The sequence below is a fragment of the Allobosea rubneri genome, from assembly GCF_032464875.1.
GTDB classification, from domain to species: Bacteria; Pseudomonadota; Alphaproteobacteria; order Rhizobiales; family Beijerinckiaceae; genus Allobosea; species Allobosea rubneri.
The window spans coordinates 1-25,400 of the sequence record NZ_JAWDID010000019.1; the positions used below are offsets into that span (position 1 = coordinate 1).

27 protein-coding genes and 1 pseudogene are annotated in these 25,400 nt (G+C 67.1%); 13 read left to right on the top strand and 15 right to left on the bottom strand.

Annotation, left to right across the window (positions count from 1 at the left end):
- The 4 genes and pseudogenes from RKE40_RS14015 to solA form a co-directional block, all read right to left on the bottom strand.
- Window positions 1-289, bottom strand: a pseudogene (locus tag RKE40_RS14015) (C4-dicarboxylate ABC transporter); the annotation flags it as partial.
- A 29-nt stretch (window positions 290-318) separates the two neighbouring features.
- Window positions 319-915, bottom strand: a complete 597-nt coding sequence (locus RKE40_RS14020; protein WP_316018852.1) for a TRAP transporter small permease subunit — start codon at window positions 913-915, stop codon at window positions 319-321.
- A 109-nt stretch (window positions 916-1,024) separates the two neighbouring features.
- Complete coding sequence (locus RKE40_RS14025; protein ID WP_316018853.1) at window positions 1,025-2,188, bottom strand: multidrug effflux MFS transporter; 1,164 nt, start codon at window positions 2,186-2,188, stop codon at window positions 1,025-1,027.
- A 113-nt stretch (window positions 2,189-2,301) separates the two neighbouring features.
- Window positions 2,302-3,441 (bottom strand): N-methyl-L-tryptophan oxidase, encoded by a 1,140-nt coding sequence (gene solA, locus RKE40_RS14030; RefSeq protein WP_316018854.1) that lies wholly within the window; start codon window positions 3,439-3,441, stop codon window positions 2,302-2,304.
- Between the two features lie 188 nt (window positions 3,442-3,629).
- On the opposite strand from solA, the gene RKE40_RS14035 reads away from it, so the two are divergent.
- Complete coding sequence (locus tag RKE40_RS14035) at window positions 3,630-5,390, top strand: methyl-accepting chemotaxis protein (RefSeq protein WP_316018855.1); 1,761 nt, start codon at window positions 3,630-3,632, stop codon at window positions 5,388-5,390.
- A gap of 24 nt (window positions 5,391-5,414) precedes the next feature.
- On the opposite strand, the gene RKE40_RS14040 is transcribed toward RKE40_RS14035, so the two are convergent.
- The 5 genes from RKE40_RS14040 to RKE40_RS14060 all read right to left on the bottom strand — a co-directional run bounded on the left by RKE40_RS14040 (window position 5,415) and on the right by RKE40_RS14060 (window position 10,295).
- On the bottom strand, window positions 5,415-6,419 hold the full coding sequence (locus tag RKE40_RS14040; protein ID WP_316018856.1) for a Gfo/Idh/MocA family protein: 1,005 nt from the start codon (window positions 6,417-6,419) through the stop codon (window positions 5,415-5,417).
- Window positions 6,416-7,438 (bottom strand): Gfo/Idh/MocA family protein, encoded by a 1,023-nt coding sequence (locus tag RKE40_RS14045; protein WP_316018857.1) that lies wholly within the window; start codon window positions 7,436-7,438, stop codon window positions 6,416-6,418. Before RKE40_RS14045 ends, RKE40_RS14040 begins: the two co-directional genes overlap by 4 nt.
- 10 nt (window positions 7,439-7,448) lie before the next feature.
- Window positions 7,449-8,633: an ABC transporter substrate-binding protein gene (locus tag RKE40_RS14050; protein ID WP_316018858.1), complete on the bottom strand. Its 1,185-nt coding sequence runs from the start codon at window positions 8,631-8,633 to the stop codon at window positions 7,449-7,451.
- 264 nt (window positions 8,634-8,897) lie between these two features.
- Window positions 8,898-9,839 carry a PLP-dependent cysteine synthase family protein gene (locus RKE40_RS14055; protein WP_316018859.1) on the bottom strand — a complete coding sequence of 314 codons (942 nt, stop codon included), beginning with the start codon at window positions 9,837-9,839 and terminating at the stop codon, window positions 8,898-8,900.
- Window positions 9,840-9,887: 48 nt separating this feature from the next.
- Window positions 9,888-10,295, bottom strand: a complete 408-nt coding sequence (locus tag RKE40_RS14060) for an MAPEG family protein (protein ID WP_316018860.1) — start codon at window positions 10,293-10,295, stop codon at window positions 9,888-9,890.
- Window positions 10,296-10,433: 138 nt separating this feature from the next.
- Between RKE40_RS14060 and RKE40_RS14065 the strand changes: the two genes are divergently transcribed.
- Window positions 10,434-11,399, top strand: a complete 966-nt coding sequence (locus tag RKE40_RS14065) for a GlxA family transcriptional regulator (protein WP_316018861.1) — start codon at window positions 10,434-10,436, stop codon at window positions 11,397-11,399.
- 68 nt (window positions 11,400-11,467) lie between these two features.
- Here RKE40_RS14065 and RKE40_RS14070 read toward each other — a convergent pair whose 3' ends face one another.
- The gene (locus RKE40_RS14070) at window positions 11,468-12,541 is read right to left on the bottom strand and encodes an AI-2E family transporter (protein ID WP_316018862.1); all 1,074 of its coding nucleotides are present in this window, start codon (window positions 12,539-12,541) and stop codon (window positions 11,468-11,470) included.
- Window positions 12,542-12,673: 132 nt separating this feature from the next.
- A complete protein-coding gene (locus RKE40_RS14075; RefSeq protein ID WP_316018863.1) occupies window positions 12,674-12,928 on the bottom strand; it encodes a hypothetical protein in 255 nt (84 codons plus the stop codon).
- Between the two features lie 654 nt (window positions 12,929-13,582).
- Here RKE40_RS14075 and RKE40_RS14080 point away from each other — a divergent pair.
- Genes RKE40_RS14080 through RKE40_RS14095 form a run of 4 tightly spaced genes read left to right on the top strand, consistent with a single transcriptional unit; the run spans window position 13,583 to window position 16,200 of the window.
- Entirely contained in the window at window positions 13,583-14,221 is a 639-nt protein-coding gene (locus tag RKE40_RS14080; RefSeq protein WP_390893367.1) for a lysophospholipid acyltransferase family protein, read from the top strand.
- Window positions 14,218-15,168 carry a phosphatidate cytidylyltransferase gene (locus tag RKE40_RS14085; protein WP_316018864.1) on the top strand — a complete coding sequence of 317 codons (951 nt, stop codon included), beginning with the start codon at window positions 14,218-14,220 and terminating at the stop codon, window positions 15,166-15,168. Before RKE40_RS14080 ends, RKE40_RS14085 begins: the two co-directional genes overlap by 4 nt.
- Complete coding sequence (locus tag RKE40_RS14090; protein ID WP_316018865.1) at window positions 15,165-15,572, top strand: hypothetical protein; 408 nt, start codon at window positions 15,165-15,167, stop codon at window positions 15,570-15,572. Before RKE40_RS14085 ends, RKE40_RS14090 begins: the two co-directional genes overlap by 4 nt.
- Window positions 15,559-16,200, top strand: coding sequence for a CDP-alcohol phosphatidyltransferase family protein (locus RKE40_RS14095; protein WP_316018866.1), 642 nt, complete (start codon window positions 15,559-15,561; stop codon window positions 16,198-16,200). The genes RKE40_RS14090 and RKE40_RS14095 overlap by 14 nt, the downstream gene beginning before the upstream one ends.
- Before the next feature lie 24 nt (window positions 16,201-16,224).
- On the opposite strand, the gene moaA is transcribed toward RKE40_RS14095, so the two are convergent.
- The gene (gene moaA / locus RKE40_RS14100; RefSeq protein ID WP_316018939.1) at window positions 16,225-17,235 is read right to left on the bottom strand and encodes a GTP 3',8-cyclase MoaA; all 1,011 of its coding nucleotides are present in this window, start codon (window positions 17,233-17,235) and stop codon (window positions 16,225-16,227) included.
- 165 nt (window positions 17,236-17,400) lie between these two features.
- Between moaA and RKE40_RS14105 the strand changes: the two genes are divergently transcribed.
- Window positions 17,401-17,769 (top strand): gamma-butyrobetaine hydroxylase family protein, encoded by a 369-nt coding sequence (locus RKE40_RS14105; RefSeq protein ID WP_316018867.1) that lies wholly within the window; start codon window positions 17,401-17,403, stop codon window positions 17,767-17,769.
- Window positions 17,770-17,782: 13 nt separating this feature from the next.
- Here RKE40_RS14105 and RKE40_RS14110 read toward each other — a convergent pair whose 3' ends face one another.
- Window positions 17,783-18,613, bottom strand: a complete 831-nt coding sequence (locus RKE40_RS14110; RefSeq protein WP_316018868.1) for an SDR family oxidoreductase — start codon at window positions 18,611-18,613, stop codon at window positions 17,783-17,785.
- Window positions 18,614-18,704: 91 nt separating this feature from the next.
- Here RKE40_RS14110 and RKE40_RS14115 point away from each other — a divergent pair, with 91 nt between their 5' ends.
- Window positions 18,705-19,643: an AraC family transcriptional regulator gene (locus RKE40_RS14115; RefSeq protein WP_316018869.1), complete on the top strand. Its 939-nt coding sequence runs from the start codon at window positions 18,705-18,707 to the stop codon at window positions 19,641-19,643.
- Window positions 19,644-19,747: 104 nt separating this feature from the next.
- On the opposite strand, the gene RKE40_RS14120 is transcribed toward RKE40_RS14115, so the two are convergent.
- A complete protein-coding gene (locus RKE40_RS14120) occupies window positions 19,748-20,326 on the bottom strand; it encodes a L,D-transpeptidase (protein WP_316018870.1) in 579 nt (192 codons plus the stop codon).
- Between the two features lie 307 nt (window positions 20,327-20,633).
- On the opposite strand from RKE40_RS14120, the gene RKE40_RS14125 reads away from it, so the two are divergent.
- From RKE40_RS14125 to RKE40_RS14140, 4 genes are all read left to right on the top strand, one after another.
- Window positions 20,634-20,858 (top strand): hypothetical protein, encoded by a 225-nt coding sequence (locus tag RKE40_RS14125; protein ID WP_316018871.1) that lies wholly within the window; start codon window positions 20,634-20,636, stop codon window positions 20,856-20,858.
- Window positions 20,859-20,974: 116 nt separating this feature from the next.
- Window positions 20,975-21,253, top strand: coding sequence for a hypothetical protein (locus tag RKE40_RS14130; protein ID WP_316018872.1), 279 nt, complete (start codon window positions 20,975-20,977; stop codon window positions 21,251-21,253).
- Window positions 21,254-21,455: 202 nt separating this feature from the next.
- Window positions 21,456-22,091, top strand: a complete 636-nt coding sequence (locus RKE40_RS14135; protein ID WP_316018873.1) for an outer membrane protein — start codon at window positions 21,456-21,458, stop codon at window positions 22,089-22,091.
- 262 nt (window positions 22,092-22,353) lie between these two features.
- Window positions 22,354-23,037, top strand: a complete 684-nt coding sequence (locus RKE40_RS14140) for a response regulator transcription factor (RefSeq protein ID WP_316018874.1) — start codon at window positions 22,354-22,356, stop codon at window positions 23,035-23,037.
- 111 nt (window positions 23,038-23,148) lie between these two features.
- On the opposite strand, the gene RKE40_RS14145 is transcribed toward RKE40_RS14140, so the two are convergent.
- Window positions 23,149-24,489, bottom strand: coding sequence for a sensor histidine kinase (locus tag RKE40_RS14145; RefSeq protein WP_316018875.1), 1,341 nt, complete (start codon window positions 24,487-24,489; stop codon window positions 23,149-23,151).
- 213 nt (window positions 24,490-24,702) lie between these two features.
- Between RKE40_RS14145 and RKE40_RS14150 the strand changes: the two genes are divergently transcribed.
- Window positions 24,703-25,371 carry an EipA family protein gene (locus RKE40_RS14150; RefSeq protein ID WP_316018876.1) on the top strand — a complete coding sequence of 223 codons (669 nt, stop codon included), beginning with the start codon at window positions 24,703-24,705 and terminating at the stop codon, window positions 25,369-25,371.
- Window positions 25,372-25,400: the final 29 nt, after the last annotated feature.

Here is a 25,400-nt window from a genome sequence, read left to right on the forward strand (position 1 = left end):
TCGTGCCGTAGATGCGCTCCGGCAGGGCCTGCAGGAAGTTCTCCTGGAACATGCCGAGCTCGATGCCGACCAGGGCGAAGAGCAGGCCGTTGGCGGCGAGCGCGAAGGCGACGGGATAGCCGAGCAGCAGGAAGACAACGAGCGCGGCGAACATCACCGGCGCCATGTTCTCGCGCAGGAAGTCGCCGAAGCCGGCGGCCTGGGCGTCGCCGGTGTGCAGGCTGAAGAAGGCGGCGACGGTCAGCGCGAGCAGCAGCGCGCAGGCGCGGGCGGAGCGGGCGAGGGTCATGGAAGCTGTCCGGGAATCTGCGTCTGGGCTCACGGGGCGAGGCCTTCGGCCTTCGCCTGGTCGAGCAGGCGTTGGGCCTCGGCCTCAGCAGCGGCGGCGTGGCCGCGCGAGCTGTCGTCGTCGAGCTTTCCGCGCATGATCGCGATCTGCTTGATGATCTCCGAGATGCCCTGGAAGGCGAGCAGGATGAAGCCGATGATGACGAGGCCCTTCGCCGGCCATTGCGGCAGGCCGCCGGCCGAGAGCGACTGCTCGTTCACCGCATAGGAGCGGGTGAAGAACGGCCAGGAATGGTAGATCATCAGCAGGCAGAACGGCATCAGGAACAGGGTGTGGCCGATCAGGTCGATCCACTGCTGCACGCGCTTGGGCAGCATGCTGTTCACGATGTCGATGCGGATATGTTCCTTCACCTGCAGCGTCCAGGCGGCGCAGAGCAGGAAGACCGTGCCGAACAGCACCCATTGCAGTTCGAGCCAGGCGTTCGACGAAACGCTGAAGACCTTGCGGACGATGGCGTTGACGGTGGCGACGATGACGGCCAGCAGGATCAGCCAGGCGACCTTCTTTCCGATCTCGCGATTGATCTTGTCGATCACGCGGCTGAAAGCGAGTGGTCCTTCCACTGCGGGGCTCCCTGACGTCTATCGATTATGGCGGCATCATGCGCCGCATGAAGGGCGGTTATACCAATGCTACATGACGCGCAAGATTATGTCTGAGCCGCGCTGTGGATCAGCGCCCGAAGCGCAGCGCGAGCAGCGCCACGGCAAGCATCAGCCACATCATCGCCATCAGCGTCTGCGGCCAGATGGTGACCAAAGCGCTGATCGCGATCGTCGCGAGCGCGCCGGATCCGAGCTGGACGGCGCCCATCAGCCCGGCGGCCGAGCCGGCGAGTTCGGGCTTGGCTGAGAGGGCGGAGGCGGTGGCTCCCGGGATCGTCAGACCGTTGCCGATCGCATTGAGCGCGAGCGGCAGGAACAGCGTCAGCGGCGTCCAGTACGGCGACAGCGAGATCGCGAAGGCGGCGCTGATCGCGACGAAGGAGATCGCGAGGCCGATCCGGACCATCCGCGCCGTGCCGACCCGGATGGCGAGCCGGGACATCGCGAAGTTGCCGAGCATGTAGCCGAGGGCGTTGAGGATGAAGTACGCGCCATAGACGTCCGAGCCCCGCCCCATGGTCTCGACGACGATGAACGGCGCCGCCGCGATGAAGGCGAAGAAGGAGGCCGATGTCATCGTCAGTGCGATGACATCGACGATGAAGGCTCTATTGCCGGCTAGTTCGGGGAACGCACGAAAAATCCCGAGCAGGGAGGTGCGGATGCCGACGCTGGGTGCGGTTTCAGGCAGGCGCATCGCCGTCAGCACCAGCACTGCCACGCCGACGGCGGTCATCGTCCAGAAGATCATCCGCCAGCCGAACCAGGTCTCGATATGGCCGCCGACATAAGGGGCGAGCATCGGGGCGACGACCATGACCATGGTCACCGAGGCGATCTGGCCGGCCGCCTCGTCGCGGCTCGATGTGTCGCGGATGATGGCGCGGGCGAGGGCGAAGGTCGTGCCGGCGCCGGCACCTTCCAGCACGCGCGAGAACAGCAATGCTCCGGTGGTTTCGGCGATCGCGCCGAGCGCCGATCCGAGGATGAAGGCGACGATGCCGGCGAGCACGCAGGGGCGCCTGCCGAAGCGGTCGGAGAGCGGCCCGACGATGAGCTGCGTCAGCGCCACCGCGACGAGGAAGAGCGTCAGCGTCAGCTGGATCGTGGCGTAGCTGGCGGAGAAGCCGCGGGCCAGCGCCGGCGTCGCCGGCGCGACCATGTTGAGCGCGATCGGCTGTAGCGTCGAGATCGCGACCAGGATCAGCAGGGCCGGGCGCTTCGGGCTCATAGCGGCTTGCCGCCTTCCGGGGGGTGCAGTGCCATCTCCGCCACCATGGCGAGGAGGCCGCTGCGATTCTGGGCGGCGGTAGCCAAGGCGGGCTCCAGTCGGGCGCGGTCTGCTCAGGCGTCGAAGCGGGCGAGAGCGAAGGGAGAGAGGTCGAAAGGCGTCTTGGTGTCGGTGCTGAGATCGGCGAGGATTTCGCCGATGGCGCTGGCGAACTTGAAGCCGTGGCCCGAGCAGGCCGAGGCGAACACCGCCTGTGGCACGCCCGGCACGGTGTCGATCACGAAGCCCTCATCGGGCGAGACCGTGTAGACGCAGCCCTTCACAGTCAGCGGATCGCCGGCCGCGTCGGGGATGTAGCGCGCGAGGCACTCGCGGATCAGCCTAACCTGCGTCGGGCTCGGCGTGCGGTCGGGATCGCGCGGATCCATCGGCTCGCGCCCGAAATGCGGTCCACCGAGCTTGAAGCCGGGATGCTCGTAGAGCGGGAAGCCGTAGAAATTGCCTTCCTCGACCGTCAGGATGAAGACCGGGAAGGCGCCTTCGCGGAACAGCTCGGGCCGGCGCGTCGTGAACCAGCCGATCGCCTGGCGCACCGTCTTGACCTGCGAGGCCAGCGCCGGCACCGCGTCGGCGATCCAGCCGCCGGAAGTGATCACCAGCCTCCCGGCCGAATAGTTGCCGCGCTCGGTCCGCACGATGACGCCGCCATCGGCGGTCGGGCGCCAGTCCAGCATTGGCTCGCCGGTACGGATCTCGGCACCCTTCGACTGGGCGAGGCCGACATGGGCGTAGATCGCCTTCTCCGAGGCGACGAAGCCGCCGTCGGGTTGCCAGAGTCCGAGATGGCCTGGCGGCAGCTGGAAAGCCGGAAAACGCCGGCTGATCTCTGCATGGCCGAGGACTTCATGCGCCAGTCCGTGGTCCAGGCAGGATTGCAGCGAGGATTCGACCGGGCCGGCGCCTTCAGGGGCGAGGTCAAGCGAGCCGGTGACGTGCAGCAGCTTCAGCCCGGCAGCGTCTCCGGTCTCCTGCCAGAGCTGGTGCGCCCGGCGCACGATCGGGACGTAATGCGAGCCCTCGAAATAGGCGAGGCGGATGATCCGGGTCAGCCCGTGCGAGGAGCCCATGGCGTGGCCGAGATCGAACCGCTCGAGCCCGAGCACGCGCAGGCCGCGCTTGGCCAGATGCCAGCAGGCGGCCGATCCCATGGCGCCGACGCCGGCGACGATCACGTCGTAATGAGGCGCAGTCATTGCTGTTCTTGTCCTCGATGTCCGGCCGGGCGAATGCGGCAATCTAGTCCCACGGGTCCGCGACGGTCCATGCCCGCGGGCAGGTCGGCTGCATGCGCGCGGCGGGAGGCGGGGCGGTGCCGCGCAGAAGGTTTGTTAACCGTGCGCGCGGCATAGCTTGCGAATACGTGCTTTTCCGGGATCGGCCTATGCTTGCTCGCTCATTCCGGCGTCTGTTGGGCCGTGTCGGCCCCGCCGAGCCGGTTGCGGAGCCGGTCGCTCCGCCTCCTGAGCCCGCGAAGCCAGCGCCGCCAGCCGACGCCCCTCTCGGCGAGGCCGTCAACGAACTCGAGAACGACGTCGTCGCCGCCATGCGCCGGCTTAATGACGGGCTCGGCCGCGCCGAGGAGTTCTCCGCCCGGTCCGAGGCGCGCTCGCGTGAGATTCATGGCGGCATGGCCGAATTGCGCGAGGTGACCTTCACCGCCAGTGCCAATTCCTCGGCGCTCGCCAGTGCGACCGTACAGGTCTCCGAGGCGGCGGAACGCGTGGGCGCCTCGATGATGGGCGCCAGGGACATGCTCGACGCCGCCGCCACGCGCGCCGCCGAGGCAACAAGGATGATGAGCGATCTGACGCAGGCGACCGCCGAGATCCGCTCGATCGTCGATGCCATCGCCGAGATCGCCCGCCAGACCAATCTGCTCGCCCTCAATGCCACCATCGAGGCCGCGCGCGCCGGCGAGGCCGGCCGCGGCTTCGGCGTCGTGGCGCAGGAGGTGAAGTCGCTTTCGCTCGAGGTCCGCAATGCTGTCGAGGACATCCGCGGCCGGGTCGACCGGTTGAACCAGGCGACGCATGGCTCGGCGTCCTTCGTCAGCGACGCCTTCCGGCTGGTCGGCGACGTCAACCCGGTGATGGCGACGATCGGCGAGGCCTCGCATGAGCAGGCTGCCGCAGCCGCCGAGCTGTCGCGCTCGGCCGAGGTCACGGCGCGCTTCATCGAGACCGTCCAGCATCGCGTCAGCGACATCGACCGGGTCGCGCTCGCGGCGGCCGACGAAAGCGCAGGGGCACGCCGGGCGCTCTCGGAGGGCGCGCGCCAGGCCGACGGGCTTCTCGAGCGCTTCGTCCCGACCTTGCGCCAGACCCTGTTCGCCGATCGCCGGCGGCACGACCGCTTTCCGGCCGAACTTGCCGCGACGCTTTCGGTCGCGGGCGAGAGCCACGCGCTGCAGACCATCGACCTCGGCTTCGGCGGAACGCTTCTTGCCGGGGCGGATGATCTGCGCCTGCCCGTGGGCGCGCGCGGCGAGCTCGTCGTCGAAGGCATGCCGCCGCTGGCCTGCCGGATCAAGGCGAGGAGCGATCTCGGCCTCCACATCGCCTTCGATCACGAGGACAGCCAGGGACAGACGGCGCTCCACCAGCGCCTGGCCGAGGTCGAGGAGGCCTATCGCCCGCTGATCGAGCGAGCCCAGCTGTTCTCGCAGCAGGTCGCCCTGCTGTTCGAGGATGCGCTGAGCCAGCGCCGCCTGCGCGAGGAGGAATTGTTCGACACCGACTATGTCGCGCTGCCGGACACCGAGCCGCGGCAGTTCAGCAACCGTGCCCTGCCGGTCCTGCAAGCGATCCTGCCGCCGATCCTGGCGGAGACCTTGCGGAGCGATGCGCGTCTGGTCTTCGCCGTGGCGATCGATCGCAACGGCTACATCCCGGTGCACCACCCGCAGTATTCGCAGCCGCAGCGTCCGGGGGAGGCCGACTGGGACCCGGCCTACAGCCGCGATCGCCGCATCTTCGACGACCGGGCCGGCATCATGGCGGCGCGCTCGACCCGGCCGTTCCTGGTGCAATCCTATCATCGCGACATGGGCGCAGCCGGCACGCAGCTGATGCGCGAGGTCGATGCCCCGCTCAGCATCCATGGCCGCCACTGGGGCGGCGTGCGGATGGCCTATCGGATGTAAGGGCCCGCGCTCCGGGCCGGAGCGTCAGCGCCGGCTGGCGGCGAGGATGCCGTCGATCAGCCTTTGCGAGGCGAGGGCCTCCTCGCCGGTGACGACCGGGTCGCCGCCGCTCTCGATCGCATCGAGGAAGTTCGCGATCACCGCCCTGTGCGCATCGTGGGGGAAGTCCATGATGTTGGCGCCCGAGCCGGTGCTGCCTTCGGCCTCCACGGTTTCGCTGCGTCCGTCGAGAAAGGCGAGCTCGAGCCGCCCACCGACCAGTGCCGCATGGCCCTTGCGGCCGATGATCTCTATCCGTTCGGGATGGCCCGGGTAGGCGGCGGTGGTGGTGACCAGCGTCGCCGGGGCACCATTGGCGGTTTCGAGCAGCGCTCCGACATAGTCTTCCGTCTCCATCCGGTGCAGCCCGGTCGTGCGGACCTGGGCCGCCACGACACGCGAGACCCCGACCAGCGAGCGGAACAGGTCGAGCGAATGGATCGCCTGCGTCAGCAGCACACCGCCGCCGTCGCGGGCGAGCGTGCCGCGGCCGGGCTCGTCGTAATAGGATTGCGGCCGCCACCACGGCACCTGCAGCAGCGCTGCCTCGACCTCGCCGAGTTCGCCATCGTCCAGCGCAGCCTTCAGGCGCAGGCTCGCAGGACGGAAGCGGTGCTGCAGCACGACGCCGAAGACCTTGCCGGCTCGCCTTGCCGCCGCCACAAGATCGGCGCCCCGCGCCGCCGTCAGTTCGAGCGGCTTCTCGACCTGCACATGCTTGCCTGCGGCGAGGCAGCGTGCCGAGACTTCGAGATGGCTGGAGGGCGGCGTCAGGACGATGACCGCCTCGACGGTGGGGTCGGCGAGCACCGCCTCGATGTCGGTCGTTCCCGGAAATGGGAACTGCTGGCGGTAGGCGTCGAGACGCTGCTGCGAGCGGCTGACGACATGCCGGACGTCGACCCGCTCGGCGAGATCGATGAGGCTGCGCGAATGGGGCAGGGCGGCCGGCCCAAGGCCGATGACGGCGATGCCGATCTTGCGTGTCACTTTGCCTCGGCTCCCCTGATCGGCAGGCGTACGGCCCGGTCCTGCGCATGCAGGGCGAGGCGGCAGACGGTGAAGACGTGCCTTTGCGTCGCCGCCTTTTCGCTGCGGGCTTCGACATCCGCGATGAGGTCGCGGAAATAGGTCAATGGCTCGCCGGATGCGTCGATATGGCGGGTGCCGGTCTTGTCGACCAGGAAGAGGTGGTCGGTGCCCGGCCTGCCGGCGATGTCGACATATTTGCGCAGCTCGATCGTGCCCTCGGTGCCGAGGATGGTCAGCCGCCCGTCGCCCCATGTCGGCAGCCCGTCGGCGGTGAACCAGTCGACACGGATGAAGCCGGAAGCCCTGTCGCTGCGCAGCAGGATCTCGCCGAAATCCTCGAAATCAGGCAGGTCGGCCGCACCGAAATGGCCGACGCCGGAGGCGACGATCTCGGCATCCTGCGAGCCGGTGAAATGCAGGAACTGGTCGATCTGATGCGAGGCGATGTCGGTCAGGATGCCGCCGAAATACTGCCTGTCGAAGAACCAGCTGGGCCTGATCGTCCGGTTGAGCCGGTGCGGTCCGAGGCCGACCGTCTGGACGACCCGCCCGATCGCGCCGTCCGCGATCAGCTTGCCGGCGACGATGGTCGAGGGGACGATGAAGCGCTCGGAGAAGCAGACCGAGAAAATCCGGCCAGTCTCGGCGACTGTTTGCTCGACCTCGGCGAGTTGCTCGAAGGAGGTGACGCCGGGCTTGTCGACCATCACGTCCTTGCCGGCCCGCATCGCCCGGACGGCGAGGGCTGCCCGCTCCGAGGGGATGCCGGCGCAGACGATCAGCTCGATCGTGGGATCGTCCAGCAGGCGCTCGGCGGCCGCCTCCGCGAGCTGCGGGAAGCGTTCGCGAAAGCCCGCGAGCACCCGCGGGTCGCTGGTCGCAGGGTCGAAGCCGGCGCAATGCGCGCCGGCCTCCAGCAGGCCGCCGACCATATGGTAGATGTGGCGATGGTCGACGCCGATGGCGGCGAAACGCATTCGCCGCCTCTCACTTCGGCGCGTGGCCGACGCCGATCTCCTGGTCCCAGCGCCGGAAGGCGGCGACCAGGCGTTCGGGCGTCAGCGGCGGGCGCGTCGGCAGGCTCGCGATCAGGCTGTCATATTCGGGCCGGCCGAACTCCTTCAGCACGTCCTGGCTCTCCTGCGGCGCCATGGCGAGGGTAACGCCCTTGATCGCCGGGCCGGGGTAGAAATAGCCCTTGTCATAGGTCGCAGCCTGCGATTCCGGCTTCAGCAGATGCGACATCAGGGCGAGGATCACCGGGATCTTGGCCGCCGCCACGCCCTTCGGGATGCACATGAACTGGGTGTCCGGAATCCAGTGCGTGTTGGCGATGGTGAAGACCTTGGCCTCCTTCGGCACGATGCCGAGCGCGCGTGGGTTGATGTCCCAGCCCAGCGTCGAGACGATGCAGTCGCGCGTGCCGTCGCCGAGCTCCTTCATCGTCGCGGCGGTGCCGGTCGGATAGTAGTCGATCGCCGTGCCGAGTTCCTTGAGATAGGCCCAGGTCTTGGCCCAGCCGTTCATCGGGTCGCTCGGATCGCTGTCGCCGAGGATGTACGGCATGCCCTGCAGGAAGGTCCAGCCCGGGCCGGAGTTCAGCGGGCGAGCATAGGTGAAGCGGTTGGGATTGGCCTTCACATAGGCGAGGAACTCCTCCGCCGTCTTCGGCACCGTCTTGAGCTTGTCGGGCATGTATTCGAACAGCGGCCCGGAGGGCGAATAGACGACGGCGACACCTTCGTTCTGGCCGAAATTGCGCTGCATCATCAGCGCCTGCTCGTGATAGGTGTCCTCCGCCTTCGGCAGAGCCGCCGTGTGCGATTTCCAGACGTCGACCCACAGCCCCTGCTGGATGCCGTCGGACATCGCGCCCGGCCCTGTCAGCACCATGTCGATGTCGACGCGGTTGGCATCCTGCTGAGCCTTGAGCTTGGCCGGCAATTCGGGCGAGGGCGCGCGCGAAAAATTCAGGCGCGAGATCAGCTTCGGATTGTCCTTGGCGAATTTCTCGATCGAACTCTGCGTCAGCTGAAGATTGCCGGCGACGTCGATGATGTTGAGCATCACCGGGCTCGAAGGCATCGCGCCCTGTGCGAAGGCGCCGCTCGCATGCAGTGCCGCAAGGCTGGAAGCACCGGCGATCACGCCGCGCCGTGTCGGATTGGCCATGTCTCACTCCCTCTGTCCCGGTCGATTTTGCTGTGACCTTGGCATGTATACTAGTGCACAAGCAGCAGCGGGCAAGAGGTTGAAGCGTTAAAGTCCAGGGGCGTGAGATCGGGTTCCTGCCGATACTCGGGGCCGTCTATTGCTCGGGAGGGCGGCCAGTGAGACCGGGGAGATCGGCTGCCGAGCCTTGCCGCACGTACGGGTGCCGCAGGATTCGGCGCGGAGAAGGGTTCCCCGGTTCGAGCTTGCGCCGGGGCGAGCACATCAGGGCTCCAGAGCTTGTGAGAACGTCTTCAGATACTTCATGCCGGTGTCGCACATGATCGTGACGATCGTGGCGTTCCGCCCGAGACGTTCAGCCAGCCGCAGGGCGGCAGCGACATTGGCGCCTGTCGAGGTGCCGCAGAACAGGGCTTCCTCGGCCGCCAGTCGAAACGCCGTCGCCCTGGCTTCCTCCGTCGAGACGCGCTCGATGTCGTCGGCGATGCCGTCATGCCAGAGCGGCACGACGTAGCCGGCGCCGATCCCGTCGATCTTGTGCGCGCCGGACGGCCCGCCCGAAAGCACGGCCGACTCGGCCGGCTCGACGGCGACGAAACGGATGCGTCCGTCATGCTGGCGCAGCTTTTCGGAGATGCCGCGGAGCGCCGCCGCCGTTCCGACGCTCTGGACGAAGCCGTCGATGCGCCCACCGGTCTGCTCCCAGATCTCGTCGGCGAGCTTCGCATAGGCCGCGAGCTGGTCGGTGTTCTCCATCTGGGCGGTGATATAGGCACCCAGATTCTGCGCGATGCGATGAGCCTCGGCGATCATGTTTTTCGTCAGTTTCTCGGTCTGTTTGCCGTTCTCGCTCGGCACGATCGTCAGCTTCGCGCCGAGAAGACGCATGTGGTCGAGCTTCTCCCTGGAGAAGGCGTCCGACGTCACGAGGTGAAGCGGATGCTTCTTGACCGCGCAGATCAGCGCCAGCGAGACGCCCGTGCTGCCGCCCGTGTATTCGACGACCGCGCCGCCCGGCTTCAGGCGGCCGTCGGCTTCCGGCGCCTCGATCATGGCCAGCGCCATTCGGTCCTTCACGCTGCCGGTCGGGTTCCGGCTTTCCAGCTTGAGTAGGATGCGCGCGCCATTGGCTGGCACGACCTTGCGCAAGGCGAGCAGCGGGGTGTTGCCGATCGTGTCGAGAATGGTCGCGGGGGCGTTGTTCATCGAGGCGTCTCGCGAGATTGCAGGGGATGGCGGGGTGGGGGCGGCTCGTCAGCCCGACTGGCCGAGGATAGCCGCGACGAACACGAGCGTCGCTGCGACGCCGGTCGCGAAGGCGAGCGTCCGGACGATCGGAACCCCGGCGGCGTAGACGACGTAATGGACCAGTCGCGCCCCGAGGTAGAGCTTGGCCGCGAAGACCGTCGCCGGTGTGCTGATCCCGGTCAGGGCGGCGACGATCACGAGCGGCGCGAAAACCGCGAGGTTCTCGATGGCATTGGCATGCGCGCGCCGGGCACGTTCGGCCCAGGCCGGATCAGGCGGAAAGGATGGGACCGGATTGGCCAGAGTCGGCATGAGGCCGCGGGTCAGGATTCGCGCAAGCGTGTAGGGCAGCCACATCAGAATGGTCGCAGCGGCGACCAGCGTCAGGGAGTAGAGTTCTGGCGTGAGCGTCATGACGGCGTCTCTGTTCTCGTCCTGGGCTTCGGCCGACGGAAACCGCCGGGCGATCGGCATGGGCTGCGATCGAAAAAATAGACCTGCGCCCAGGCGCTCACTATCGTCGTAAATGACAATATTGGGATCATTTACGCCATGCGTCTGACGGTTCTCGCATTCGACGGGGTTTTCGATACTGGTCTGACCGTCTTGCTCGACACCTTCTCGACCGCCAACGAGCTGGCGGTCGCCCAGGGGATCGAGCGCCCATTGTTCGATGTGAAGCTAGTCGGGGTACGGCCCCAGATCCGAACCGCGATCGGCCTCGCCGCGACCGTCGAGGCGGCGGCTTCGGTGCGCAGGCCGGATTGGGTGATCGTGCCGGCCTTGAACGCCAAGCAGCCGGACCGGCTGGTCGATGCCTTGGGGCGGCCGGACGTCGTCGAGGGCCTCGCCCAGCTGCACACCTGGCACGCGGACGGAGTGGGGATGGCAGGTGCCTGCATCGGCACGTTCCTGCTGGCGGAGGCCGGCCTGCTCGATGGCCGGGAGGCGACGACGACCTGGTCGCTCGCGCCCTTGTTCCGCAGGCGCTATCCGGATGTGAGGCTGGACGATTCACGGATGGTCATCGCATCCGAGCGTGTGATCACGGCTGGGGCCATGATGGGCCATCTCGATCTGGCGCTATGGCTCGTGCGCCAGGCGAGCCCCCAGATGGCTGCGCTCGTCGCGCGCTTCATGCTGATCGACCGGCGGTCCTCCCAGGCCCGCTATATCATTCCGGATCATCTCGCCCATGCGGACCCGCTGATCGAACGCTTCGAGCGCTGGGCTCGCGACAATCTCGCCTCCGGCTTCTCGCTTCAGGAGGCGGCGAGCGCATTGGCGGTCAGCACCCGGACCTTGCAGCGTCGTACGGAAGCCGTGCTCGGAAAATCGCCGCTCGCCTTCTTCCAGGACATGCGGGTCGAGCGGGCCCAGCATCTCGTCTCTATCGGGCAGGATCTCGAGAAGATTGCGGGCGAGGTCGGCTATGCCGATTCCGCGACCTTGCGGACCCTGCTGCGGCGCCGGCTTGGTCGCGGTGTTCGGGAATTGCGGACCGAGCTGCGGTCATAGAGCCTTTGCGGCGAAGGCGGCTGGAGCATGCCGCGGATCCGATGGCTTGAAGGGGCGCTCCGGATGCGTCAGGTCGGGCGCTGTTCGAGCCATTCGAGCAGCAGCACATAGCTGACGGCGAGCAGGACGGGGCCGACGAACAGGCCGAGCAGCCCCTCGGCGATCATGCCGCCGATGACCCCGAACAGGATGATCGGCATCGGGACTTCCAGTCCCCGGCCGAGCATCAGCGGCCTGAGAACATTGTCGCTGAGCCCGGCGAGGGCATTCCAGATCAGGAAGATCACCGCGGTCTGCGTCGCTTCGGTAAAGAAGACATAGGCGACGACCGGCAATGTCAGCAGGATCAGCGGAATCTGGATGATGCCGAGCAGCAGTGCGACGAGCGTCAGGGGGCCGGCCGCCTGAAGCCCGATGGCGAAGAAACCGAGCCCCAGCAGCAGCGACTGGATCAGGGCGACGCCGACCACGCCGAGACCGACGCCGCGGATCGTCGCCGCTGTCAGGCTCGCCAATCGCTCCGTCCGTTCCTGGCTTCCCGTGATGCGCAGCAGGATCCGCCGGACCAGGGCGGCGGCATCCACACCATAGGCGAGAAGGACGGCGGCGATCGCGAATGAAACGATGAACGACAGTTCCCCGATTACCAGCCGGCCTGCGAACGAGCCCAGCCAGGCAAGCGGGCCGGTCAGCAGGTGGCCGTATTTTGCCAGGGCAGCCGGCAGGTTGGAGGCGATGAGCGTCCAGTTCTCCGCCAGTTTCGCGCCGATCGCGGGCACGCTGTCGAGCCAGAGCGGCGGCGGCGGAAACGTCAGGTTCTGGCCCTGCAGGTTCGAGATCAGCGCGTAGAGCCAGGTCGCCAGCGACGTCACCATGAGCGCCGTCGGCCCCAGCAACAGCGTGACGCCGAGCAGGCCGATCAGCAGGGCCGATCCACGGTTGCCGAGCCGCAGTGCCAGCCGGCGATGCAGCGGATACAGCATCACGGACAGGATCACCGACCAGATCAGGAGAAAGACGAAGGGAAGGATGATGCGGGCGCCGGCATAGGCCAGGATGGCCACGAGCCCGACCCGGATCGCCGTGTCGATGATGGTCGAGGCCGGGAGCGCCTTGCCGGTTTCTGGCGCCTTCCTGTCCATCGATCTGCCCCTCGATCGGATCTTTGCGCGAGCGCGTGCCCCTTCGGCGCCGCTCAGCCGGAATGGTCGTGGCCGGTTTTTAAAAATGCAAAGAGGAGGCGCTGCTCCGCAGCTGCCGCGGAGCAGATGCCTTCAGCGCCTGCCGGCCCGATTGACCGGTCCGCCGCGATTCATCGGGGTTCCCGGCCTCACGCCGACGCCCGGGGCGCCGACGCCGGGCGTCGCGACGGCGCGCGCCACCGGCCGTGGGGCGAGGGCCACGCCGGGCCGGGCGACGCAGCCGACGGGATAGCCGACATAAGTGCAGTAGACGACCGCGCTGGCGTCTTCTGTGCCCATGCCGATGAATGCGATTGCCAATGCTGATAATGCGATCGGGAGCTTCATATCCACCTCCATCGACTGTCTTCGTGCAGGCATGCGGGGTCGGTGTCGGCAAAACCCGGCTTTGGGCCTGTCGACATCTGTCACGGCTGGACTTCCTATCGATGGCGCAAGGTTACGCGCCATTGACCGTCATGTCTCCGGGCCGCTCGGCTGGCGCCGCGGTCAGTGTGCGTTTTGCTGCTATCCGACGCTGTGGGGCGCCGATTCAGGCTCGTTCTTGGCAGTCAGGCATATCGGGACGCAGCGGCCCCGATACCGCACATTAGAACAACTTCGATGACTTCGATACTGGCGAATACTGTAAGAGTATCGCGACCCGAGGTGGCTCGGGACCGGCCAGCTCCTCAGCCCGGCCATGCTCTTATGCCGGCGGATGCGGCCATAGGTGGGCGGAGCTAGTCGATCGCGAGACCCCGCTCCCTGGGCCTGCGCGAGATCGCTTCTTTCCTCGCTTGGCATAGCAGAGGCGGCGTCGGCGCAAGGCGCCGATCGGGGAGCTCAGATCGCGGCGTGTTCCGCGGCCGAGGCACATCGAGAGCGGTGCAGATGAGGCGCAGGGTTGCAGGCTTTCGAATTTGCCTCAGACCGCTGCAATGGCGGTAGGGTTCGAGATCAACGCTACGTCACCGGCAGGGCGGCAATCGGGTACGGGGAATGCGCGAAGCAGGAATAAGTTTGGCGGGGGCGTTCATTCTGTTCTTTGCCCGCTTCATCACGGCGGTGCGCGGACGATGGGACGGCGTCGCACCGACCGACGAGCAGCGGATCTATTTCGCCAACCATGCCAGCCATGGCGATTTCGTCCTGATCTGGACCGTGCTGCCGCGCCGCCTGCGCTTCGCGACCCGGCCGGTCGCAGGAAGCGATTACTGGCTGAAGAGCGGCCTGCGGCGCTTCATCGGCCGCGATGTCTTCAACGCCGTCCTGATCGATCGGAACCAAGCCACCCGAACGACTGATCCGATCGGCCAGATGACCGACGCGCTCGACGCCGGTTCGTCCCTCATCGTGTTCCCGGAAGGGACGCGCAACACGACGGACGCGCCTCTGCTGCCGTTCAAGAGTGGGCTGTTCCATCTCGCGCAAGCGCGCCCGAACGTCGCCCTCGTTCCGGTCTGGATCGACAATCTCAACCGCGTCATGCCGAAGGGTGAGTTCGTGCCGGTCCCATTGGTCTGCACCGTCAGCTTCGGCGCGGCGCTTGCTCTTGCCGAGGCCGAAACGAAGCAGGATTTCCTGACGCGGGCTGAAGCGGCGCTGCTCGCTCTGTCACCGAAGGCGAGCGCGCCATGACGATGCCGCATCCCGATCTTCTCGCCGTACTGGCCGGCCTGCTCGGCGTCCTGATCGTGGCATCCGCGATCGGCTACGTGCTGCAGCGCCGGCTGTCGCCCGATGGTTCGAATGCCGTGGTCGAGAACCTGAACGACCGCATCCGCGCCTGGTGGATCATGATCGTGCTGATGGGCTTGGCGCTGATCGGCGGCAAGACCGGCGTGACGCTGCTCTTCGGCTTCTGCTCCTTCGCGGCCTTGCGCGAATTCATCACGCTGACCGACACCCGCCGCGCCGATCATTGGGCACTCGCCGCCGGCTTCTTCGTCGTGCTGCCGGTGCAGTATTATCTGATCTGGATCGACTGGTACGGGCTCTACTCGATCTTCATCCCGGTCTACGCCTTCCTGCTGATGCCGATCATCGCCTCGCTGCGCGGCGACACCGAGCATTTCCTCGTGCGCATCGCCGAGGTGCAGTGGGCGCTGATGATCTGCGTCTTCTGCATCTCGCATGTGCCCGCGCTGCTCAGCCTCGACATCCCCGGTTTTCAGGGCCGCAACGTCCTGCTGATCGCCTTCCTCGTCATCGTCGTGCAAATCAGCGACGTGCTGCAGTACGTCTGGGGCAAGCTGCTCGGTCGCACCAAGATCGCGCCGAGGCTGTCGCCATCGAAGACGGTTGAGGGCTTCGTCGGCGGCGCGCTCAGCGCGACGGCGGTCGGCGCCGCCCTGTCCTGGATGACGCCGTTCACGCCGCTGCAGGCGGCGTTCCTGGCGCTGGTCATCGTGCTGATGGGCTTCTTCGGCGGCCTCGTCATGTCGGCGATCAAGCGCGATCGCGGCATCAAGGACTGGGGCCACCTGATCGCCGGCCATGGCGGCTTCCTCGACCGACTCGATTCGGTGGTGTTCTCCGCCCCGATCTTCTTCCATCTCGTCCGCTATGGCTGGTCGGCGACATGAGCCCGCCGCTCGCACGCCTGATGCGAAGCAGCATCGTCCATGTAGGCTTCGCTTTCCTCGCCATGGGCAGCTGGGCGGTTTTCGCCAATCGCGCCCATCCGATGCCGGCGCCGCTTCTCGCCGGGCTGATCCAAGGCACACTGTCCGCTCTCATCACCTTGCTGCTGAAGCGGGGCATCGAGCATCTCGCCAGCCGCTTCACTGGCCTGGCCGCGCTACTGGCGCCGCCGGTGATCGCGGGTGTGGTCTCCGCGAGCGTCTTGACCGTCATCCACACGATCGGCGGCACGCCCGAGATCGCGAGGACGATCGCCGTGCCCCTCACCGTCGCGACCAGCTATGCGGCGCTCTACAATTTCTCGCTGTGGCGGAGCAGGAGGGCGATGAACCATGGCGCAGAGTGACGATCGACGCCCACTCGCGAGCCGCGAAACCAGCTGGGCCCGGGGGATTGCGCGCCGGCTGAGCGCCAGCGGCATCACGCCGAACCAGATCTCGATGGCGAGCATGGCGATGGCGGCCGTCGCCGGCGCGGCCTTCTGGCTCGCGGGCAGCGCGGTTTCCGGACCGCGCGCTGCGCTCCTGCTCGTCGCGGCCCTCTTCTGCCAGCTCAGGCTACTCTGCAATCTCTTCGACGGCATGGTCGCGATCGAAGGCGGCAAGCAGGAGGCCGACGGCCCGTTCTGGAACGAGTTTCCCGACCGGATCGCCGATATCCTGATCCTTACCGGCGTCGGCTATGGGATCGGAGCCCCGGCCCTGGGCTGGGCGGCGGCCGCTTTTGCCGTGCTGACCGCCTATACCCGCGAGCTCGGCCGCAATTGCGGGCTGCCGGCCGATTTTTCCGGTCCGATGGCCAAGCAGCACCGCATGGCGACGATCACGGCTGCAGCGCTGCTGTCGCTGCTCGAGCCGCTCTGGCGCGGTCAGAACCAGGTGCTGGTCATCGCGCTCTGGCTGATAGCCGTGGGCGCTGCCGTGACCGCTCTCCGGCGGGCTGTGAACATCGTGCGCGCATTGCGGGGTCGCTGAGTGCCGCAGCGGCTGGTTGCGTCCTCAGCCGCCGGTCACGCTCATATGCCGGCCCACCGCGGCGCGCGGGCGGCGGCGGTCGATGACGAAGTCGTGACCCTTGGGCTTGCGCGAAATCGCCTCTTCCATCGCCCGGTAGAGCAGGGCGTCGTCGGCGGAGGCGCGGATCGGTGCGCGCAGATCCGCGGCATCCTCCTGTCCCAGGCACATGTAGAGCGTGCCGGTGCAGGTCAGGCGGACGCGGTTGCAGCTCTCGCAGAAATTATGGGTCATCGGCGTGATGAAGCCGACCAGCCCGCCGGTTTCCGCGACCTTGACGTAGCGGGCCGGCCCGCCGGTCCGGTAGGGATCGTCGACAAGCGTGTAGCGGTCCATCAGCCGGGCGCGCACCACCGAGAGCGGCAGAAACTGGTCGAGCCGCGCCGGCTCGATCTCGCCGAGGGGCATCACCTCGATCAGGGTCAGGTCCATGCCGAGCCCGTGGGCCCATTGCATCAGCCCCTCGATCTCGTCCTCGTTGACGCCCTTCAGCGCAACCGCGTTGATCTTGACGCGCAGACCCGCCGTCCGTGCTGCCTCGATGCCGGCCAAGACCTTCGAAAGGTCGCCCCAGCGCGTGATCTTGCGGAATTTCTCTGGATCCAGCGTATCGAGCGAGACGTTGACCCGCCGCACCCCGCAATCCGCAAGCTCCTGCGCATAGCGGGAAAGCTGCGAGCCGTTGGTGGTCAGCGTCAGCTCGTCGAGCGCGCCGGAGGTCAGGTGGCGCGAGAGCGAGCGGAACAGGTTCATGATCTCGCGCCGGACCAGCGGCTCGCCGCCGGTGATGCGCAGTTTCCGCGTGCCGCGCGAGACGAAGGCGGTGGCGACCCGGTCGATCTCTTCCAGCGTCAGGAGGTCGCGCTTCGGCAGGAAGGCCATGTCCTCCGACATGCAATAGACGCAGCGGAAATCGCAGCGATCCGTCACCGAGATGCGCAGATAGGAGATGTCGCGCCCGAACGGATCGACCAGCGGCGCACGCGTCAGCGGCATATGGGAATTGATCAGCACTCTGGTTTCGTCTCGCCAGCGTTTCCACCAAGCGCTGCTCGCACGTGCGTGGTGGCAGCCGCATCATTATAACAAGGAAAGAGATTGGCACCGGTACGGCCGGCGTCAATAGCTGCAAACGCCACATCACCTTGGTGAAAGACGAAGATGTCAGCCTGGCCGACCGAAATACGCCTGTCCAAGGACCGGCGGACCCTGCATGTCTCCTTCGATGACGGGGAGAGCTTCGGCCTCTCCGCCGAGTTGCTGCGCGTCGAGAGCCCCTCGGCCGAGGTCCAGGGCCATGGCCCGACCCAGAAGCAGACCGTGCCCGGCAAGCGCGAGGTCGAAATCCTCAAGGTCGAGCCGGTCGGTCACTATGCCGTGCGCCTGACCTTCGACGACATGCACGACACCGGCATCTATGGCTGGGACTATCTGCGCGAGCTCGGCCGCGATGGCGAAGCCAAGCTCCAGGCCTATCTCGACGAGCTCGCGGCGAAGGGCCTCTCGCGGGAGCGGCTGCGGCGGGGCTGAGCCGCAGGCTCCATCAGGGGGAGGGGGCGGGGCCGAACATCTCCCGCATCCTGCCGAGATAATGCTCCTCCGAGGTCGACCAGCGCAGCTGCGCCAACAGCTTGCTGTCCGGGCCTGCCGGATAGCGCAACTGCGGCCCATCCTCCGTCGCTGCCCGGAACACGGCCTCCGCGACCTCCGCTTCGGCGCAGTAGGCGGTCGGATAATTCGCCATCTTGCCGAAGCAAGACTGGATGAAGGCGCCGTAATCCTTCGGCATCAGGCCCTGCATGCGCTCGGCGCCATTGGCGGTGAAGCTGGTGGTCGGAGCATAGCCGGGCTCGACCAGCCTCGCCTTGATGCCAAAACCCTCGAGCTCATAGGCGAGCGATTCCGTGAAGCCTTCGACGGCGCATTTGCTGGCGGCATAGACCGCGACCAGCGGCATCACCCCGATGGTGGTGCTCGAGGTGACGTTGACGATCCGCCCGCCACCCTGCCGGCGCATCTGCGGGATGATGGCCCGGCAGGTCGCGAAGACACCGAAGGTGTTGGTCTCGAACACCTCGCGGATCGTCGCATCCGGCGTCGCTTCGACGATCGAGGCCATGCCGATCCCGGCATTGTTGACCAGCACGTCGATGGCGCCGAAGGCGGCGACTCCCTCGGCGATTGCAGCATCGATGCTGCGCTGGTCCGTCACGTCGAGCGGAAGCACTTTCAGCCGCTCGGTGCGCGCGCCGAACAGGCCGGGATCGGGGCGTCGCATCGTCGCCAGCACATTCCAGCCGCGGCTGAGGAAATGTTCGGCCGTCGCCTTGCCATAGCCTGACGAAGTGCCGGTGATGAGGACTGTCTCGGTCATTCAGATCTCCATTTTCTGCACCCCATTCAATAGACAGTGCCTCGCGACGATCTATAATCAGATCGCCGGAAAGAGTTATGGATCGTCCAGAATGGATCCGCTCAGCGAGATCGTCGCCCTGCTGCGTCCGCACACTGCGGTGTCGAAGCCGATTACCGGCCGCGGCGCCTGGGGCGTGCGCTATGCAGCCTATGGGCAGCCGGGCTTCGCGCTCGTGCTCGCCGGGCATTGCTGGCTCGCGCTCGGCGATGGCGCGCCGCTGCGACTCGGTGAGGGCGATTTCCTGCTCCTGCCGGCGACGCCCGCCTTCTCGCTGTCCAGCGAGCCCGGGATGGCCTGCCGCCCGGCAGCGCCGTCGCACGAGGCCGTCAGACATGGCGAGCGCGAGGGCGAGCCCGATTTCGCGATGCTCGGCGGCGCCTTCCAGATCGAGCCGGCCAATGCCGGGCTGCTGCTCGCGCTCCTCCCGGAGATGATCCATATCCGTGCGGCCGAAGGGCTGACCGGAAGGATGGCCGGTATTGCCGGGCTGATCAGGGAGGAGTGCGAGGCCGATCGGCCCGGTCGCGACATGATCCTGAGCCGCCTGCTTGAGGTCATGCTGGTCGAGTGCCTCCGGGCACGGGTCCCAGAGCAGGGTGAGCTGCCAGCCGGCCTTCTGGCAGGATTGGGCGAGCCGGCTCTCGCCAGGGTCCTGCGCGCCATTCACGCTGACGTCGCGGCGGGCTGGACGGTCGCCGGGCTCGCAAGCCTCGCCGGCATGTCGCGCTCGACCTTCGCGGCCCGGTTCACGGAGGCCGTTGGCTGCGCGCCGATCGACTATCTCATGCGCTGGCGCATGGCGCTCGCCCGCGACGCCCTCAGCCGGGGCGTGAAATCGCTCGACCGGCTGGCGGAAACCGTCGGCTACGACTCGGCCAGCGCCTTCAGCACGGCCTTTCGCAAGCGGGTCGGCTGTTCGCCGCGAGTCTTCGCGCGTCGGCACAGCTCCGACGTGGTGCCTGTGCTGGAAGCAGAAGCGCCCGCTTGAGGCGCTTGGTCAGTAGCGCCGCGGGAACGGGCCAGCTCCGACCGCCGCAACGAAGAAAGGCCGGCGCGAGGCCGGCCTTTCCGTAAGATGAGAGGGGTTGCCGCTCAGCGGGCGACGACGACCCGGGTGCCGACCTTGGCGCGCTCGTAGAGATCGATCACGTCGTCGTTCAGCATGCGGATGCAGCCCGAGGACACAGCCTGGCCGATCGTCTCCGGCTCGTTCGAGCCATGGATGCGGTAAAGCGTCGAGCCGAGATAGAGCGCGCGGGCGCCCATCGGGTTCTCCGGGCCGCCCGGCATGAAGCGCGGCAGGTCGGGGCGGCGCTTCAGCATCTGCGCTGGCGGCGTCCAGGTCGGCCACTCGGTCTTGCGCGAGACAGTCTGCACGCCGGCCCAGTCGAAGCCGGGGCGGCCGACGCCGACGCCGTAGCGGACGGCCTTGCCGTCGGGCAGGACGTAATAGAGGCGGCGCTCGGCAGTGTTGATGACGATGGTGCCGGGGCGCTGATTGGTGGAATAGGAAACGATCTCACGCGGGATGGCGGTCGCCTGCGCCTTAGCCGGATCGACATACTGGATCAGCGGCTGGCGGGTCAGCGGGTCGATCTCGGCGACGGCGACGGTCGCGCTGGCCGAAAGGCACACGCCGGCGATCAGTGCCAGATTGAAGAAACGGGTCATTGTAGCCTCAAACAGGAAGTGAGCGGTGGCGCGGAAGGAAAAGCTGACGCAAAAAAGTCAACAATTCCCCAAGTTTCTGACAGCAACGCCTGCCTGGCGCAATCGATCGACATTCACATCGGCGCGACCCTCTCTCCTTTGGGTAGGTCCGTTGCGGCACTGCAACAGAGCCCAGCCGTTCGAGTTCCGCTTGGGGCGATCTGGGCGCTTTTCCGGCGAAAGCGAGGCGTCAGATCATGGAACCGCACCGGTCGTCGCGCGTTCTCGTCCCGCCGCCCGCTTGGCGGTGAAAAGAGGCCGGTCGACCATGATTCCCGACGACAATGAGGAACAGCGCATCATCAGGATTGCGCGCGCACTCTGTCGCTCGGCACGCATAGACCCGGATGCGGCGGTCGACGAGCGCACCCGTCCTCTTCTTCCCGCAGCGCACCGCGCCGACACCGAACTGCGGTCCGCCTGGATGGCGTTTCGTGATTCGGCCCGCGCTTTCGCGGCGCTTCATCCGCGCGAAATCGTGCGCAGCCTGTGATGGCTTTTCGGATTGTCGTTAACCGATCGTTCCCATAGAACTGCGGCGAGGGGCAATTTCCGATTGCAAGGCCGGGCGGGCTCTGTTCCGCTCCGGGATAAGCCGGGAAGCTCGCCATGTCTGCGTGCCAATTCAATGCCGGGCCCGAAGAGCTCGCCGCTCTGGGTAGCGTCTTTCACGAGGCGTGGCAGCACGTCGCGCCGATCGACGGCCCCTTCGAGAACCCGCACCGCGAATGGCTCGCACGCCTGATCCTCGGCCTGCACCGTTCCGGCCATTCCGGCGACATCACCCAGCTTGCGATCGAGCAGTTCCTGGCGACCGCGCCGCTAGCCGAGCGCGCGGCCGGCGCCGGAGATTCGGGGGCGCTTCCCGTGCGCAGCGCCCGGAACTGAGCGCCCGCCGCTCGCGCGCTCTCGTCCCCCCTCCAACCCAGATCTCGGAGAAGCCTGCCTTGCCGCGGGGGCCCGTAGGACGGGCAACCTTGCCGTAATCTTCGCCCGCAATCTGCACCGCGTCGACCCGGTCCGATGCCCGGACATGAGGGTCGCAAGGCAGATGCGTCGGCGGCGAGCGAGCCGCTGCAAGGAGTCTTCGATGAAACGTCTCATCCCGATGGTCGGCCTGCTGGCCCTGCTCGCAGTTCCCGCTATGGCGGCCGATCGTCGCGTGCCCGTCCAGCAATGGCAGCCGGCCTATTCCCAGCCGCGGACCTATAACTGGAACGGTGTCTATGTCGGTGCCCACGCCGGCGCCGCTTTCGACCGCTTCCAGGGCGTCGCCCGCAAGAGCCGCAACGAGGCCCTGTTCGGCGGCCAGATCGGCTACACCGTGCAGTCAGGCCGTCTCGTCACCGGTCTCGAGGCCGACATCTCGATCAACGGCATCGGCCAGGGCTCCAAGCGCACCGTCGGCACCAGTGCTGACATGCGCTACGTCAGTACCTTGAAGGCTCGCGCCGGCGTCGCCTTCGACCGCGTGCTGGTCTACGGCCTCGCCGGCGCCGCCTATGGCAGCCTGAAGGCCAGCAACGGCCCGATCTCGAAGGACAAGAGCAAGCTCGGCTATGTCGTCGGCGCCGGCGCCGAATACGGCATCACCGACAATCTCTCCGCCAAGATCGAGTACAACTACGTCTCGCTCGGCAAGCAGAACTTCCAGCTGGGTGCCGGCCGCACCCGCGTCGGTGTCAACGAGCATCTCATCAAGACCGGTCTGAACTACCGGTTCTGAGTGCTTGAGTTTCCGGGCCGGAGACGGCCCGGATCATCTTGCGGCCCTGGAAGACCTTTCTGCCGGCTTGCAGCGCAAGCCGATCTGCGAAGAGGCACTGTCCAGAAGCGAGCGGCCGGCTCACCGATCAGGTCGATGTGACCAGTTCGGCGCCGGCGCCTGCGGCCGTTCCCAGGCATGGATGGAGCGTGATGCGTCTGGATACATCGCCCCTATTCCGGCATCACGTTTCATCCGTGCACCCCTGATCCGATTCTCTCTCATGCGCGCCCTGATCGTCGAGGATGAGCCACAGCTGATGGCCTTCCTCTCTTCCCTCCTCACCAATGCCGGCCTCATCGCCGATCGCACGACGACGGTCGATGCGGCGCTCGCCGCCCTGCGCTCGACGCCCTTCGACATCGCCATCGTCGACCGGCGCCTGCCCGATGGCGACGGCCTGTCGATCGTCAAGGCGCTCAGCACGGCCGAGACGCGGCCGGCCTTCCTGGTCCTGACAGCCCGCGACGCCAAGGCTGACGTCATCGAGGGGCTGAACGGCGGCGCCGACGACTATCTCATCAAGCCCTTCGAGCCGGAGGAATTGCTGGCGCGGCTGCGGGTCATCATGCGCCGCCGCCACCCCAAACGCTCGCTGGTGATCACGGCGGGTAATCTCTCGCTCGATCTCGAGGGCCGCTGTGCGTCCGTCGATTCGGAGATGCTCGATCTGCGTCGACGCGAGACCTTGATCCTCGAGGCGCTGGTTCAGCGCGTCGGCCGGGTCGTCACCCGCGACGTCCTGATCGAGGCGGTCTACGGCTTCGACGATCTGATCGAATCCAACACGCTGGAGGCACAGATCTCGCGGCTGCGGCGCAAGCTCAGGGATGCCGGCGCCCGGGTCGAGATCACCTCGCTGCGCGGCATCGGCTACATGTTGCGGGTCTCCGACGCCGCCGGCTGAGTTCGGATCTCGATCCGAGCCAGCCTTCACTTGGGACAGGTCCCGTAGCGCCGCTCAACGTCGTAGCGGCCGGGATGGCGCTTTTGCCGGACGCGGAACGTATCAGCGGCCTCAGGCACGCGTCTCCTGCGGCGGGAAGACGAGGCGCATCACGGTGCCGCCGCCCGGCCTGCCGAGAATGGTCAGCGTGCCGCCATGGGCGGCCATGATGTCGCGCACGATGGTCAGGCCGAGTCCGGCGCCGGTCGAGTTCGGCGACATCCGGTTGAACGGCTCGGTCATCTGCGGGCGGTCGGAAGCCGCGATGCCGATCCCGTCATCGGCGACCTCGATCACCGCACCGTCGATCACCTTGACCATGATCGTCGACTTCGCCTTGGCATGGCGCAGCGCGTTGTCGACGAGATTGGCGATGGCCGCGCGCACCGTCGGTTCATTGGCCTCGATCAGCGCCCGCCGCTCGCCTTCCTCTTCCAGCGCGACATCGGCGCCATTGTCGAGAATCAGCGGCGCCAGGTCGGCCAGCACCGCACGGGCGATCGCGTTTAGCTGAAGCGGTTCGAAGGGGAGCTCGCTGCTGTGCAGGCGGGCGAGCTGCAGCATCGACGAGACGATGGTGGTCAGCCGGCTGATATCGGTGGTGAGAGCCAGCCGCATCTGGTCGTTCGGCAGCGCGTCGACCCGGCCGCGCATCACGGTCAGCGGGGTGCGCAGCTCATGCGCGACATTGTTCATGAAGCGTCGCTGCGTCTCCATATTGCCGGCGATCTGGTCGAGCGCGGCGTTCAGCGCGGTCGTCAGCGGCATCAGCTCGGCCGGCGTCTCCTCGGTCGGCAGCAGGCCGCGCGGCGCCTTCGGGTCGATTCGGGCCGCGGCTTCCGCCGCGCTGTGTAGTCGCTCACTGATGTAGGACACCGACATCGCGATGGCGCCTGCGATCAGCAGGCCGAAAATCACCGAGATCGCCAGAGTAGGCCAGGCCATCGCCCACAGAAAGTAGCCGAGGATCAGGTCCCAGCCCGGGCGGCCGCCGCCGGTCGCGACGATGATGCGGTTGCCATCCTTCTCGATCACATCGAAGGCGAGGGCGTTGTCGCCGCCGACCCGCATCTGAGCGGCAATGGTCGGGCCGTCGAGCCGGATGTCGATCGGCAGCCCCGGCCGCAATTCTGGCGCATACTCGACGACCGAACGTCCGTCGGAGACCAGGTACCAGAGGCCGGGGCTATTGCGCTCGATCTGGAGCAGGCCCGCGGTCTTTTCGACCTGCAAGGCTTTGCCGGCTGGCTGGCTCACGCCTTGCTGGATGATCTGGGAGGTGACGTCGTTGCGCAGGGCCGCCGGATCCTCGGTGATCAGGGCGAAGGCACAAACGGCGCCGACGAAGGCGGTGAGCAGGACGATGCCAAGAAGCGACAGGCGGATGGTGAGGGCGCGTGACAGCGATGTCATGACTAATCGGCGCCACTATGCTGGAGAAGATCGAAGCCGGCCATGGCCGGCAGTGCTGTCGGCCGGGGCCGAAGCAAGATCGAGGCGGCGTTGCGGGTCGTCACGGAACCTCGATCGGGCTATGGGTTGCGGAGCCGGGCACTCGTCCCTTCCGCTTTCTGCATGGACCGTATCGCCATTGCCGTTCAACTCTCTCCTGGAGCTGCCGGCCTGATGCCTGCGCTACGTGTCCGCCGGAATTGGCCTGCGCTGCGTTGCCTGCTGGTTGCGCTGCTGGCTCTCGCTCCGGGCCTCGTGCTGGCGCAGCTTGTAGTGACGGATCGGGATGTCCGGGCTGGCCAATTGCCGACGACTTCGCGGCAGGACATCTTTCGGCTGGTCGAGACGGTGTTCGACACCACCTCCAAGACGGTCAGCATCCCGATCGAGCGCTCGCTCGCGCTCTTCGGCGAACCCAACGCCTATATCGTCGGCGGCGAGCTCAGCGGCTCCTTCGTGATCGGCGGGCGGCATGGCAGCGGCGAATTGCGTTTCTCGGATGGCGTCCCGGTTCCCGTGAGCTGGTCGGCGCTCTCCGTCGGCATCGGCCTCGGCGCCGATTACGGCCGGGTGATCATGCTGGTCTATGGTCTCGACCGGCGCGAGGATGTCTTCGGCACCTATGCCAGCATCGGCGGCAGCGCCCATTTCCTCGCCGGTGCCAATGCGACGATCCTGGCATCGCCGCGGGCCCGGATCGTGCTGATCTCCTCCGGGCTCGGCCTGCGCTTCTCCGGCGACCTCAGCCGCATCGTCATCGCGCCGAGCGAGGCGCCGCAACAGCTGCGTCCGCCCGGCAGGATCTGCGCCACGCCGGCCGACTGCGCGCCGCCCGGCCGCTGAAGAGCGCCGGACCGACCAGGGTAGGAAGG